The organism is Ferdinandcohnia sp. FSL W7-1320, assembly GCF_038050315.1.
Taxonomy (GTDB): domain Bacteria; phylum Bacillota; class Bacilli; order Bacillales; family Bacillaceae_L; genus Ferdinandcohnia; species Ferdinandcohnia aciditolerans.
In genome coordinates, this window is the sequence record NZ_JBBPAM010000001.1 from 72679 (window position 1) to 87408 (window position 14730).

The following is a 14730-nucleotide window of genomic DNA, read 5'->3' on the forward strand; positions in this document are numbered from 1 at the left end:
GCATTCTCTACAATGAGTGCAGTTCGAAAGAAAAACGTAACACAATTACAATCAACATATATGGAAAAATATAAACAGCAAGAAGAAGCCCTTCAAGTGAAACGAAAAGGCTTGATTAGAAGATTGATTGCATTTGCGCTCTTAGTTGCAATCATTTCTTATGGGCTTGTTTCAATGGTTCTGTCACAACATAAGACGATGAATGAAAAAGTTGCTGAGAAGGAAAAACTACAAGAACAACTCACCGCACTAAAAGATGAGCAGGTACTTCTTGAAGAGGAAATCGTAAAACTCAACAATGATGAGTATATCGAAAAAATAATCCGCAGGGATTATTTTCTATCTAAGGAAGGTGAAATTATTTTTAAAGTGGGAGATGGGTCTTAGTCTTATTGACACTCGTTTTTTATATTATGTATAATGTATATAAATGATTTTGTTCAAATTTAAGGAGGAGCATTTTTTTTATGTCAATCGAAGTAGGCAGCAAGGTTCAAGGGAAGGTAACAGGAATTACGAATTTTGGAGCGTTTGTGGAGCTGCCAGAAGGCTCAACTGGTCTTGTCCATATTAGTGAAGTCGCTGACAATTATGTTAAAGACATTAATGAGCATTTAAAAGTTGGTGACCAAGTAGAGGTCAAGGTAATAAACGTTGAGAAAGATGGAAAGATTGGATTATCTATTAAAAAAGCTAAAGAGAATCCGAATCCACAATCACAGCGTCCACGTCACAATGGTCCACGTAATAACCGAAATGACCAACGTAATAACAATAAAACTGAAAGCTTTGAACAAAAAATGAATCGCTTTCTAAAAGACAGTGAAGATCGTCTATCTTCCTTAAAGCGTAACACCGAGTCAAAACGAGGTGGACGTGGAGCGAGAAGAGGATAACCTGCTGCTGTAGCTCTATATATAAATTTAAAAGCACCCAATTTGGGTGCTTTTTGTATGCCTTTTTTAGGAAACGGGTTGTTTTATCAGGAATGCAGTTATTACAACATAATAACAAAAAAACAGTGTGAAAATCTCACACTGTTTCAGATGACCCGTACGGGATTCGAACCCGTGTTACCGCCGTGAAAGGGCGGTGTCTTAACCGCTTGACCAACGGGCCTAATTATTATGGTAGCGGCGGAGGGGATCGAACCCCCGACCTCACGGGTATGAACCGTACGCTCTAGCCAGCTGAGCTACACCGCCATAGGATAAATGAGTACTGAATTAGTATATTTTCTAAAAGAGTTAATATGTTCCTTCCTCTTCAAGTAAATTCGAAGATGATTGATGCGTCGGAACAACTCGTAGATGATTCATGGAAGTTTTGCTCGTCGCTCTAGCCAGCTGAGCTACACCGCCATAGGATAAATGAGTGCAAAAATTTATAAAATACCTGAGTTCGACAAACTCTGTCTCAAACTCTAGTAAGTAAGCACAAGTTATATAATACCTTCTGTCTATTCATTCGTCAATATTTTTTGTATTGAAGAAAAATAATACAAAAATTCGCACAATACAAACGATATTCTATGAAATTCTCCGCAAACGGATTAAATTACACTCCTATAATTCGTCATATGACATTTATTTTGTAGGAATACTGGACAAGCAGTCGAATGATTTTTCCGTTTGCTCCTGTTGTTTTGACAAAATACGTATTTCATCAACTGTATAATAACAGACAACTATTAAATACGGGGAGTGTTTGTAAATGGAAAGAATAGAGAGGAATTTAAGTGCGCCCATTACAGATGTAGCCATTGAAAAAACGCAGGACACTGTGTCTAAATGGTTTCAGCGTTTTCAAGCCAAACTTATAAATCTATTTCTACTAAAAGGGCTTTTACTAGTAGTTGTCGGGTTTTTATTAGGACGAGCTCTTATCCTGAATGAATTAACCCCCTTCGCATTACCCTTTTTCGCAGCAGTCTTTATGATGAAAAAAGGGAAGGCAGGAATAGCGATGGCAGCTGTTGTCGCGGGATCGTTTACCCTTTCGGCTGATGTGACTATTTTCACATTTTTATCCATAGCCTTTTTTCTTGTAATCTATAAGGTTCTTCAGAGGTTTAAGGTTGATTTGATTAAAGCGTTGCCAACACTTGTGTTAATTTCATCGGCAATCACTAAGGCGGGAATTCTTTATCTTACACAAGGTGCAATCACAATACATGATGGGGTAATGATCGGTGTTGGCTCGGGTCTAGCCTTTATATTAACCTTAATATTTCTGCAAAGCGTACCATTATTAACAGAGAAACGAAGGAGACAATCGTTTAAAACGGAAGAAGTTATTTGTTTAATTATTTTAATTGCCTCTGTGTTAACAGGAACAATGGGCTGGCTCGTATACGAGATGTCCATTTCAAATATCCTTTCTAGGTATGTCGTCCTTTTGTTTGCATTTGTAGCAGGAGCGACCATTGGATCCACTGTTGGGGTTGTAACGGGTCTAATTTTAAGTCTAGCTAATGTGACGAGCTTGTATCAAATGAGTCTTCTCGCTTTTTCAGGTTTGCTAGGTGGCCTCTTAAAAGAAGGAAAAAAAGCTGGAGTGGCACTTGGATTAATTGTAGGAACACTCTTAATTGGCCTTTACGGAGAAGGTGCGAGTCAAATTATTCCTACTTTATATGAATCTGGTGTAGCAATTCTTTTATTTTTACTGACGCCTAAAGGTTTAATAAGTAAAGTGGCAAAGAATATTCCAGGCACACCGGAGCATAGTGCAGAACAGCAGCAATACCTTCGTAAAATTCGTGATGTAACAGCTCATCGCGTTTCGCAATTTTCAACTGTGTTTGAAGCTTTATCTAATAGTTTTTCAGAATACGGATATCCCGTTGAAGATGAGGATAAGGACCGTGAAGTCGATCTGTTTCTAAGCAATGTAACAGAAAAAACGTGCCAATCGTGTTTCAAAAAGGAGGCGTGCTGGTCCAAGAACTTTAATAAAACATATGATTACATGAAAGATATTATGCATGGTTGTGAAACAAATTCTCTCATGTATAATCACAAACTTACGAGAGACTGGGAAAAGCATTGTGTACGATCGAAAAAAGTAATTGAAGCGGTCGAACAGGAATTTACGTATTATCAAGCAAATCAAAAGCTTAAGAAACAAGTAAAGGAGAGTAGAAAACTAGTAGCCGATCAATTATTAGGTGTGTCTCAGGTAATGAGTGATTTTGCCAAGGAGATTCAACGCGAGGGTGAAAACCATCATTTGTTAGAGGAGCAAATACTTGATGCCTTACAATCATTTGGAATTCAAATAGGCCATGTAGAGATTTATAGTGTGGAGCAAGGAAATGTAGATATCGAATTAAGTATTCCATATTGCAATGGAAGTGGGGAGTGTGAAAAGTTAATTGCACCAATGCTATCCGATATTCTTGAAGAAACAATTCTCGTAAAAAGGGAGGAATGCTCAGCTTATCCAAACGGATTTTGTCACGTAACCCTAGGCTCGGCAAAAGCCTATGTCATTGATACAGGTGCTGCCCATGCTGCCAAGGGTGGAGGACTTGTATCGGGCGACAGTTATTCAACAATTGAATTAGGAGTTGGAAAGCATGCGGTAGCCATCAGTGATGGAATGGGCAATGGAGAGCGTGCCCATTACGAAAGCAATGAAACTTTGGAGTTATTAAAGAAAATCCTCCAATCTGGTATTGAAGAGAAAGTTGCGATTAAATCAGTCAACTCCATACTCTCATTACGAACAACAGATGAAATATTCTCAACGCTAGATTTAGCGGTTATTGATCTTCAAGACGCAAGTGCAAAGTTCTTAAAAATCGGCTCGACGCCAAGTTATATAAAGAGAGGAGACAAAATTAGTAAAATACAGGCAAGTAATCTACCAATGGGAATCATTGAGGACTTTGAAGTGGAGGTAGTTGATGAACAATTAAAGGCTGGTGACCTTTTAATCATGATGAGCGATGGCATTTTTGAAGGTCCAAAGCATGTCGAAAATCATGATATGTGGATGAAACGTAAAATAAAAGAAATCCAAACGAATGACCCGCAAGAGATTGCAGATTTAATTATGGAGGAGGTTATCCGCACTAGATCGGGGCAAATTGAAGATGATATGACAATTGTTGTGACAAAGATAAAACATAATACACCAAAATGGGCAGCCATCCCAGCGTATGCGTACCAGAAAACAAAGAGCAAGGCGATTTGATTCTATCGAAAGGGGTTTAAAAGACTATTATTTTGTCCATCCTGTTACTAACTTTAAATCAGTTGGAGGGGATGGAACGTGCAAAAAGGCACATTGAAGCAAATTCTATTAATTACGGATGGTTGTTCAAACCAAGGGGAAGATCCGATTGCAATGGCTGCTCTTGCTAGAGAGCAGGGAATTACGATTAATGTTATTGGGGTAGTAGAGCAGGATACGATTGATGAACAAGGAATGCAGGAAATAGAAGGTATGGCAACTGCTGGTGGAGGCGTAAGCCAAATCGTTTATTCCACTCAGTTATCACAAACTGTTCAAATGGTGACAAAGCAAGCGATGACCCAAACCCTACAAGGGGTGGTCAACAAGGAGCTTCAGCAAATCCTTGGATCGAAGACATCAATGGAGGACCTTCCGCCAGAGAAACGTGGAGAAGTAATGGAGGTAGTTGATGAGCTTGGTGAAACGGTTGATTTAGAGGTTTTAGTTTTAGTGGATACGAGTGCAAGTATGAAGCACAAGTTGCCAACAGTAAAAGAAGCCTTACTGGATCTCTCGATTAGTCTAAATTCGAGAATGGGAGACAATCAATTTTCTGTGTTTGTATTTCCTGGGAAAAAAGTCGAAGTCGAAAGGGTATTAGATTGGACGCCAAGACTAGAATCTTTATCTAGTATTTTTCCAAAGCTAACAACCGGTGGAATCACGCCAACTGGTCCAGCAATTCGTGAAGCACTTACCCACTTCAAGAAAAAAAGATCATTAAGGAGCTTGTTGTCTCGTGATGATGAACAATACTACGAAGAGTCAGGTATGTAAGGTTTCCCCTGGTACTGTTATCACTGGAAAATGGCATAAAAAATCATATCGTATTGTGAGACCTTTAGGACAAGGTGCCAATGGTATTGTCTATTTAGCGGAAAGTATGAATGGCCCTGTGGCTTTAAAAATAAGTGAAAATGGCGTAACAATTACGTCAGAGGTGAATGTACTTAAACACTTTTCAAAGGTCCAAGGCTCTGCCCTTGGACCTTCTTTTATAGATGTTGATGATTGGATAAGACCGGGTGTCACCAGCCCAATCTCCTTTTATGTAATGGAATATATTCGAGGAGAAAGTTTTTTGTCTTTCATTGAAAAAAGAGGAAAAGAATGGACGGGAATCCTATGTTTGCAGTTACTAGCTGATTTAGACCGTCTCCATCAAGAAGGGTGGGTATTTGGCGACTTAAAACCGGATAATCTCCTTGTTGCTGGAAACCCGCCTAAAATAAGATGTATCGACGTTGGTGGAACAACTGTGCAAGGTAGAGCTATTAAGGAGTTTACCGAATTTTTTGACCGTGGATATTGGGGAGCGGGCTCGAGAAAAGCAGAACCTTCCTATGATTTATTTGCAGTTGCAATGATTATCATTAATACAGCCTATCCAAACCGGTTTACAAGAACAGACCAACCTGTAAACCAACTTAAATCTATTATTGCAAATACGGAGTCTCTACGAAAAATAGATACGGCCCTTTATCAAGCGATAGACGGAAAATATCTGCGCGCTCAAGACATGAGAAAAGATCTAGTTATGAAGTTAAGCCAAGCTAGTAAGGGGCATGCTTCTGTTCAAAAAACACGGGCAGCAAGAAAGCCACAAACGAAGACTATACCAACAAGAAGTAATCATTCTAATCCAAATCTATCGAGGGTGAATAAACAACCGAAGCCAAAAAAACAAAAGGGCGGCGTTCTTGAAACGGTATTATTGCTTCTCTTTGTATCACTGGGATATCTACTTTATCTGTATGGACAAGTTCTGTAAAATTGCTTTGGAAAGTGATACGATAAATGTATTCTTTAGTTCCGTAAAAAGGATTGGTCCGACAATGATTGAAAAAGTAAACCAGTTTATTGAGAAACATGAATTAATAAAGAAGGAATCCACAATAATAGTAGGGGTATCCGGTGGCCCGGATTCCCTTGCTTTACTGCATTATTTGTATCATCATCAAAAGGGCTCATATTCAACACTTATTGCTGCCCATGTTGACCACATGTTCAGAGGGAAAGAATCAGAGGAGGATTTACTGTTCGTAAAGGGATTTTGTGAGGAGTATAAAATTCCTTTTGAATCAATCCAATTCGATGTCACATCCTATAAAAAGAAACACAGTTTAAGTTCCCAGGTAGCTGCCAGAGAAATAAGGTATCATTTTTTTGATGAAATTATGAGAAAATATAAAGCAGATCATTTAGCACTTGGACATCATGGGGATGATCAAATTGAAACGATTCTAATGAGATTGGTAAGAGGCAGTAAAGGAATCGGGTATGCGGGTATACAAATAAACCGCCCCTTTTCATGCGGAACGATTATTCGTCCATTTTTAGCAGTAACAAGAACTGAAATTGAAGAGTATTGCCTCAAAATGAATCTTATTCCAAGACGCGATCCCTCTAATGAAAAAGACGACTATGTACGAAATCGATTTAGACATCATGTTCTTCCATTTTTAAAACAGGAAAATTCTGCGGTACATGAGCATTTTTTGCGATTTAGTCAATACATTACAGAGGATAATCAGGTTTTAGATGAATTAACAAGTGAGAAAATGAATAAAGTAATGAAAAGGAATGAAGGTAACGAAATAGAGATTGAAATATCTACCTTTTTAGCAATGCCAAAATCTTTACAAAGAAGAGGGATTCAACTAATATTAAACTATCTCTACAAAGAACTTCCTCCTTCTCTTTCTGCCATACATATCGACAATTTGTTAACTTTCTTGGAGAGTAGCCATCCATCCGGAGAATTGCATTTTCCTTCGGGGTTACGAATTGTAAAATCTTATGATAGTTGTACATATACTTATACGGATTATAAGGATAACGTAAGCCCCTATCGATTCCAGATTGATTCACCTGGGCTTTATAAACTTGAAGATGGTAGTGAGATAAAGAGTCAAGTGTGGAGGAACTATCCTAGAGGCTTGGTCGGAAATGACTGTTTCGTCGTCGATCCAGACAAAATCCAATTGCCCATTTATGTCCGTACGAGAAAAAACGGAGATAAAATGACGCTAAAAGGAATGAATGGTTCTAAAAAAGTGAAGGATATCTTCATCGATGAAAAAATACCCCTTCACCGGCGTAATTTCTGGCCGATAGTCGAGGATGAACAAGGAGAGATTTTGTGGCTTCCAGGATTGAAAAAGTCATCACATGAAGCAACATGTAAAACAAAATCACACTATATCGTACTACAATACACGCAATGATTTTAGGGGGCTTTAACGAATGAAGCAGGATATTGAGAAGGTTTTATTTTCCGAGGAAGAATTACAGCAAAAAATTAAAGAATTAGGTAATACTTTAACAGAGGACTATAAGGATAAATTTCCTTTAGCAATTGGAATACTAAAAGGAGCTATGCCTTTTATGGGCGATCTGTTAAAGAGGGTAGATACACACTTAGAAATGGATTTTATGGATGTGTCAAGCTACGGAAACTCAACCGTATCTTCTGGAGAGGTAAAAATCATCAAGGACTTGGATACTTCTGTAGAGGGAAGAGATATTCTAGTAATTGAAGATATTATCGATAGTGGTTTAACACTAAGTTATATCGTTGAATTATTCCGTTATCGCAAGGCAAAATCCATTAAAATTGTTACACTTTTGGATAAGCCTACTGGAAGAAAGGCTGATATTAATGCAGACTATGTTGGATTTATCGTTCCTGATGAGTTTGTTGTTGGTTACGGTCTCGACTATGCTGAGAAGTACCGTAATCTGCCGTACATCGGAGTTTTAAAACCTGAGGTCTATTCAAAATAAGTTTTTTGGAAAAACTGACCCTTTTTTGAAACCTATTGGCAGGTTAAACGTAAATCATTTGAATAGCAATTATTATCTATGATACTATTTACTATAGTTTGTTCACCGCGGGAGGAGGTAAGGGATGAATCGGATTTTTAGAAATGTCATATTCTATTTACTCATATTTTTAGTCATAATCGGAGTGGTTAGCTTCTTCCAAGGAGCCAATGGCCAGCCTGAAGTGATGAAATATGGAAAGTTTGTTGAACATCTCGAAACAGGAGATGTAAAAAATATCACGGTACAACCCGAAAGAGGCGTCTTTGAAGTAAGAGGCCAATTAAATGGCTACAAAGAGGATCAATATTTTGTAACAAATATTATCGGAAGCCAAAAAGAAGTAGATCGGATTTATGAAGCGGCGAAGAACGCAGACGTAGATATACTTAAAGCGAAGGAAACAAGCGGCTGGGTAACCTTCTTTACGTCGATTATCCCATTTGTTATCATCTTTATTTTATTCTTCTTCCTACTTAACCAAGCCCAAGGCGGCGGCAGTAGGGTTATGAACTTCGGTAAGAGTAAAGCGAAGCTATATAGCGAAGAAAAGAAAAAGGTTAGATTTAAAGATGTTGCAGGAGCGGACGAAGAGAAGCAAGAGCTTATTGAAGTAGTTGAGTTTTTGAAAGACCCTCGGAAATTTGCTGATCTAGGTGCAAGAATTCCAAAAGGGATCCTTCTTGTTGGACCTCCTGGAACAGGTAAAACATTGCTTGCCCGTGCTGCTGCTGGTGAAGCGGGAGTTCCATTCTTCTCAATCAGTGGTTCAGATTTCGTTGAAATGTTCGTAGGGGTTGGTGCTTCACGTGTACGTGACTTATTTGAAAATGCTAAGAAAAATGCGCCATGTATCATTTTTATAGATGAAATTGACGCAGTTGGACGTCAGCGTGGTGCTGGTCTTGGTGGCGGTCATGATGAGCGTGAGCAAACTTTAAACCAATTGCTAGTTGAGATGGACGGATTCGGTGCAAACGAAGGTATCATCATCGTTGCAGCAACAAACCGCCCAGATATTCTAGACCCTGCCCTTCTACGTCCAGGACGTTTTGATCGTCAAATCACAGTTGACCGTCCGGATGTTAAAGGAAGAGAAGCAGTTTTACGAGTTCATGCTCGTAATAAGCCTTTTGATGAATCGGTTGATCTAAAAGCTATCGCTGCAAGAACTCCAGGATTCTCAGGTGCAGACCTAGAAAACTTACTTAATGAAGCAGCACTCGTTGCCGCTCGACAAAATAAGAAGAAAATTGATATGGCAGATCTTGATGAAGCGTCAGACCGCGTAATTGCGGGTCCAGCGAAAAAGAACCGTGTCATTTCGAAAAAAGAACGCAATATCGTGGCGTTCCACGAAGCGGGACATACCGTTATTGGAATGGTGCTTGATGAAGCGGATATGGTTCACAAGGTAACGATTGTGCCTCGTGGTCAAGCCGGCGGTTATGCAGTAATGCTTCCTAAGGAAGATCGTTACTTCATGACAAAACCTGAACTGTTAGATAAAATCACTGGTCTATTAGGTGGTCGTGTAGCAGAAGAAATTACATTTGGAGAAGTGAGTACAGGTGCTCATAATGACTTCCAACGTGCTACAGGTATTGCTCGTAAAATGGTTACCGAATATGGAATGAGTGAAAAATTAGGTCCTCTTCAATTTGGTCAAGCGCAGGGTGGTCAAGTGTTCTTAGGACGCGATATCCACAATGAGCAAAACTATAGTGATGCTATTGCACACGAAATTGATCTTGAAATTCAACGCTTTATTAAGGAAAGCTACGAGAAAGCTCGCAAGATCCTTACAGAAAATCAAGATAAACTTAAGCTTATCGCAGAGACATTACTTGAGGTTGAAACATTAGATGCTGCCCAAATCAAGAGCTTATTCGAAGAGGGTAAATTACCTGACCGACCAGTAGCGATTGAAGGAACAGACAAACCAAAAGAAGATGTAAAAGTTACAATTAACTCTAAAAAAGATAATGACGTAACTGAAGGCGAGAACAAGAATAAAGAAGAATAACGTAAGAGGTGTCTACAACAAAATGTAGACACCTTTTTGGTTTCGAGCAAACCCCCGACTGAGTAAAGTTAATTGTGGAATACTAAAAAGCAGGTGTGGTATGATGTTTGCAAAGTCATACGTTATATGTTGGGGGTACTTCATGATTTTCGTTTTTGATGTGGGAAACACGAATATGGTTTTAGGGGTATTTGAAAATAATGTATTAAAACATCATTGGAGAATTGAAACAAGCCGGAACAAAACAGAAGATGAATATGGACTTGTTATCAAGTCATTATTAGAACATGAAGGATTAACCTTCAAAGATATTAAGGGCATTATCATGTCCTCTGTCGTTCCGCCAATTATGTTTGCTCTGGAACGAATGTGCCTAAAGTATTTTGGTATAAAGCCTATGGTGGTTGGACCAGGTATTAAAACAGGCCTAAATATAAAATATGATAACCCGAGGGAAGTGGGTGCTGATAGGATCGTCAATGCTGTTGCAGGCATTCATTTATATGGAAGTCCACTCATCATTGTTGATTTCGGTACAGCCACAACTTACTGCTACATAAATGAGAAGAAGCAATATATGGGTGGAGCGATTGCGCCAGGAATTGCCATTTCAACAGAGGCTTTATATTCAAGAGCTGCTAAGTTGCCAAGAATTGAAATAGCCCGTCCGGAAGGTGTGATTGGAAGAAACACGGTGAGTGCGATGCAAGCAGGTATATTATTTGGTTACGTTGGTCAGGTTGAAGGTATAGTAGCTCGTATCAAAGCACAGGCGATTGAAAAACCAAAAGTAATTGCGACTGGTGGACTCGCTGCACTAATCGATGCTGAATCACATGCGATTGATGAGGTTGACCCATTTTTAACATTAAAAGGCTTGCAGCTTATCTATCAACGTAATATGGAAGCAAAAAGCTGACAACATCAACGAACAACATGAAAAGGAGAAAAACAATGAGTGATTATTTGATTAAGGCATTAGCCTATGATGGACAGGTTCGCGCATATGCGATAGATTCAACAGATACAGTTGCTGAGGCTCAAAGACGCCATTACACATGGCCGACTGCGTCTGCTGCACTTGGAAGAACGATGACTGCAGGTGTTATGTTAGGAGCCACCCTAAAGGGGGAAGTCAAGCTAACAATCAAAGTTGAGGGTGGAGGACCAATCGGAATTATCCTTGTCGATACAAATGCAAAAGGTGAAGTAAGAGGATATGTAACAAATCCACAAACGCATTTTGACTTAAATGAGCATGGGAAACTGGATGTAAGAAGAGCTGTAGGAACAGATGGCACTTTAACAGTTGTTAAGGATGTAGGCATGAGGGAACAATTTTCAGGTCAAGTTCCAATAGTATCAGGAGAATTAGGAGAGGACTTTACCTATTATCTTGTTACTTCAGAGCAGACTCCTTCATCTGTTGGAGTAGGGGTTTTAGTGAACCCAGATAATTCAATTTTAGCTGCTGGAGGTTTCCTCATTCAGCTTATGCCGGGTACTGATGAGGTTACAATATCTCGAATTGAAAAAAGATTACAAGAAATAGAACCAATCTCAAAAATGATTGAAAAGGGACTTACACCAGAGGACATCTTAGCAGAGATTATTGGCAAGGAACACCTTAAAATTCTTGAAAAGATGCCAGTGTCCTTTGTCTGCCCTTGCTCTAAAGAACGAATTGAACGTGCAATTATTAGCCTTGGCACAGATGAAATCGAGGCAATGATTGAAGAAGATGGTAAAGCAGAGGCACAATGTCATTTTTGTAATGAAAAGTATCATTTTTCAAAAGATGAGTTAATAGAATTAAAAAACCAGGCAAAGTAAGGTAATGGGAGATGGGAAGATGAATCGAAAGATATTGTGGTCAATTATTGCTGCTCTCGTTATCACTAACTGTTTGTCGATTGTATACTTTGCAGCAGCTAAGCCAGATGAAAAAACGATTAAGGCTTCAAAACCTGTTGTCGCTAGTGGGGAAGAAGAGGTGGTTGCGACAATTGGGGATACAACCATAACAAGACAACAATGGTTACATGAACTTGAAGGGCGATATGGAAAACAAATTTTAGAAGAAATGATTGATGAAGAAGTTGTTCGTCAGATGGCCGAAAAGCATGAGATTACTTTATCTGAAGATGCTGTTGATCGTGAATTAACGTTAATAAAGACGATGTATAATACGATTGATCATGAGAAAATAAATGACGAGCACTGGAAGGAACAAATCGAGTTAAGCATTTTATTAGAAGAACTTTTAACGAAGGATGCTGTTATTTCAGAAAACGAAATGAAACATTTCTATAAGGAAAACAAGCATCTATATGAAATTCCAAAGTCATACCACCTTTCCCATATTGTTGTGAAAACAAAGAAATCGGCGGAACAGGTTCGGGATGAACTAGAAAATGGTTCTAGCTTTTCAGCACTAGCAATGGAAAAATCGATTGATGAGTTTTCAGCAAATCGGGGTGGGGAACTCGGATATGTAAATGCAGAAAATGGATATGCACCAGATAACTATTTGGAAGTTGCTGAGAGCTTGAAGCCGAATGAGTGGAGTGAACCGATCAAAGTAGAGGATGGTTATGCAGTGGTTATTCTTCATGAGGTCATTGATGCTGTAACCTATTCCTATGAGGATGTAAAGGATCAAATTAAGCGCCAAATCGCAATAGACCAAATGAATGGAACGATTTCAGTAGAGCCATTTTGGAAAGAACTTGATGTGAAGTGGTTCTATGAAAAACAACAGTAATTTTCAGAAAAAATTCACAAAACGCAAGCCGCAAATTCATTGACTTTTATGGGCGTAGTTGGTAAATTGTAGATAAAACCAATAAAAATAGTAGGGATTGAGGGTGGAATCATGACAAGAGTAGCAAATTCAATCTATGAGTTAATCGGTCAAACACCAGTTGTAAAGCTTAACCATTTAGTTGATGAAGATAGTGCTGATGTTTATGTGAAGCTTGAGTTCTTTAACCCAGGTAGCAGTGTAAAAGATAGAATTGCTTTAGCGATGATTGAAGCAGCAGAGAAAAAAGGGGAATTAAAACCTGGTGACACAATTATTGAGCCAACTAGTGGAAACACGGGTATCGGTTTAGCGATGGTAGCAGCTGCTAAAGGTTTAAAGGCAATCCTAGTAATGCCTGATACAATGAGTATGGAGCGTCGTAACCTCTTACGTGCATACGGAGCGGAGCTCGTTTTAACACCAGGTTCTGAAGGGATGAGAGGTGCTGTTAACAAGGCTGAAGAGCTTGTTAAAGAACATGGCTATTTCATGGCACAACAGTTTGATAATGAAGCAAACCCTGAAATTCACCGTTTAACGACTGGTAAAGAAATTGTTGAGCAGATGGGTGACCAATTAGATGCGTTTGTATCTGGTATTGGTACAGGTGGAACTATTACTGGAGCAGGTGTGGTATTAAAAGAGAAATATCCTAACATCCATATTGTTGCAGTAGAACCAGCTGACTCTGCAATTCTATCTGGTGGAAAACCAGGTCCTCACAAAATCCAGGGAATAGGTGCAAACTTTGTACCGAGCGTTCTAAACACTGAGATTTATGATGAAGTATTTACCGTTAAAAATGAAGAAGCAATCGAATATGCACGTCGTACAGGTCAAGAGGAAGGATTCCTTGTAGGTATCTCTTCTGGAGCTGCTATCTTTGCTGCACTTCAAGTTGCGAAAAAATTAGGTAAAGGCAAGAAAGTACTTGCGGTCGTCCCAGATAATGGTGAGCGTTACTTAAGTACAGTTCTTTATCAATTTGATGAGCAATAATTCAACATACAAAAGAGTCTTATCCTCATAGGATAAGACTCTTTTTTCAATTCAATGGTGTACCAGTAATCGTATATCATGTAAAATATAAAAATAGACGATCTATAGATGCAAGCATAGAGCTGAGTGAAGTAGAGATTAAAAAATATGAGTATGAGGTGAGCTAAGATGATCGTAATGATTGATAATTATGACTCGTTTACATTTAATTTAGTGCAGTATGTGGGAGAATTAGGAGAAGAGATTATCGTCAAAAGAAATGATGAAACCACAGTCCAGGAAATAGAGGAGTTATCCCCCGATTTAATCATGATATCCCCCGGGCCTTGTACACCGAATGAGGCAGGGATAAGTCTAGAGACAATCTCTTATTTTGCAGGGCGTATCCCGATTTTTGGTGTTTGCCTTGGTCATCAATCAATTGCCCAAGCATTTGGTGGAGATGTAATTAAAGCCCAAAGGCTTATGCATGGGAAAACATCAGAAATGATACATGACGGTAAAACCATTTTTTCAGGACTTGATCAGCCTTTTACAGCTACTCGATATCATTCTCTAATCGTAAAAAAGGAAACCCTTCCTGCGTGTTTTGAAATATCAGCTGAAACAGCAGATGGTGAAATCATGGCCATCCGTCACAAGGAGTATCCAATCGAGGGTGTCCAATTTCATCCAGAGTCCATTATGACTAATGCTGGGAAGCAACTGATTGAAAATGTAGTTAAACAATTCATCAGTAATAAAAGTGAAGTAGGATCAAACTAAAAATCAGAGTGCCTGTTATTAGTACATATATCTATTACATTTTCAGAGACAGGCCTATATTGTATAA

At 38.8% G+C, this 14730-nt stretch carries 13 protein-coding genes and 2 tRNA genes; 13 read left to right on the forward strand and 2 right to left on the reverse strand.

Going from position 1 to position 14730, the window contains the following annotated elements; translation table 11 throughout:
* Window positions 1-12 precede the first annotated feature (12 nt).
* Both NST91_RS00350 and NST91_RS00355 read left to right on the forward strand, forming a co-directional pair.
* Entirely contained in the window at window positions 13-387 is a 375-nt protein-coding gene (locus NST91_RS00350) for an FtsB family cell division protein (protein WP_341329585.1), read from the forward strand.
* A gap of 80 nt (window positions 388-467) precedes the next feature.
* A complete protein-coding gene (locus NST91_RS00355; RefSeq protein ID WP_341329586.1) occupies window positions 468-896 on the forward strand; it encodes a S1 domain-containing RNA-binding protein in 429 nt (142 codons plus the stop codon).
* Between the two features lie 151 nt (window positions 897-1047).
* Here NST91_RS00355 and NST91_RS00360 read toward each other — a convergent pair.
* Together NST91_RS00360 and NST91_RS00365 are read right to left on the reverse strand one after the other, a co-directional pair.
* Window positions 1048-1119: transfer RNA gene (locus NST91_RS00360), tRNA-Glu, on the reverse strand.
* 9 nt (window positions 1120-1128) lie between these two features.
* Window positions 1129-1205 (reverse strand) — tRNA-Met (locus NST91_RS00365).
* Between the two features lie 508 nt (window positions 1206-1713).
* Between NST91_RS00365 and spoIIE the strand changes: the two genes are divergently transcribed.
* The 11 genes from spoIIE to pabA all read left to right on the forward strand — a co-directional run bounded on the left by spoIIE (window position 1714) and on the right by pabA (window position 14663).
* Window positions 1714-4200: a stage II sporulation protein E gene (gene spoIIE / locus NST91_RS00370; RefSeq protein ID WP_341329587.1), complete on the forward strand. Its 2487-nt coding sequence runs from the start codon at window positions 1714-1716 to the stop codon at window positions 4198-4200.
* Between the two features lie 78 nt (window positions 4201-4278).
* The gene (locus tag NST91_RS00375) at window positions 4279-5019 is read left to right on the forward strand and encodes a vWA domain-containing protein (protein WP_099353505.1); all 741 of its coding nucleotides are present in this window, start codon (window positions 4279-4281) and stop codon (window positions 5017-5019) included.
* On the forward strand, window positions 4985-6013 hold the full coding sequence (prkT, locus tag NST91_RS00380) for a serine/threonine protein kinase PrkT (protein WP_341333455.1): 1029 nt from the start codon (window positions 4985-4987) through the stop codon (window positions 6011-6013). The genes NST91_RS00375 and prkT overlap by 35 nt, the downstream gene beginning before the upstream one ends.
* A 64-nt stretch (window positions 6014-6077) precedes the next feature.
* Entirely contained in the window at window positions 6078-7469 is a 1392-nt protein-coding gene (gene tilS / locus NST91_RS00385) for a tRNA lysidine(34) synthetase TilS (RefSeq protein WP_341329588.1), read from the forward strand.
* 19 nt (window positions 7470-7488) lie between these two features.
* Window positions 7489-8028, forward strand: coding sequence for a hypoxanthine phosphoribosyltransferase (gene hpt, locus NST91_RS00390; RefSeq protein WP_121449289.1), 540 nt, complete (start codon window positions 7489-7491; stop codon window positions 8026-8028).
* A gap of 124 nt (window positions 8029-8152) precedes the next feature.
* The gene (gene ftsH / locus NST91_RS00395) at window positions 8153-10093 is read left to right on the forward strand and encodes an ATP-dependent zinc metalloprotease FtsH (protein WP_341329589.1); all 1941 of its coding nucleotides are present in this window, start codon (window positions 8153-8155) and stop codon (window positions 10091-10093) included.
* Window positions 10094-10235: 142 nt separating this feature from the next.
* A complete protein-coding gene (locus NST91_RS00400; RefSeq protein ID WP_341329590.1) occupies window positions 10236-11012 on the forward strand; it encodes a type III pantothenate kinase in 777 nt (258 codons plus the stop codon).
* Window positions 11013-11047: 35 nt separating this feature from the next.
* Window positions 11048-11926: an Hsp33 family molecular chaperone HslO gene (gene hslO / locus NST91_RS00405; RefSeq protein ID WP_341329591.1), complete on the forward strand. Its 879-nt coding sequence runs from the start codon at window positions 11048-11050 to the stop codon at window positions 11924-11926.
* A 19-nt stretch (window positions 11927-11945) separates the two neighbouring features.
* The gene (locus NST91_RS00410) at window positions 11946-12857 is read left to right on the forward strand and encodes a peptidyl-prolyl cis-trans isomerase (protein ID WP_341329592.1); all 912 of its coding nucleotides are present in this window, start codon (window positions 11946-11948) and stop codon (window positions 12855-12857) included.
* A gap of 111 nt (window positions 12858-12968) precedes the next feature.
* Entirely contained in the window at window positions 12969-13898 is a 930-nt protein-coding gene (cysK, locus tag NST91_RS00415) for a cysteine synthase A (protein ID WP_341329593.1), read from the forward strand.
* A gap of 168 nt (window positions 13899-14066) precedes the next feature.
* Window positions 14067-14663, forward strand: a complete 597-nt coding sequence (gene pabA, locus NST91_RS00420; protein WP_341329594.1) for an aminodeoxychorismate/anthranilate synthase component II — start codon at window positions 14067-14069, stop codon at window positions 14661-14663.
* The last annotated feature ends 67 nt before the right edge of the window (window positions 14664-14730 follow it).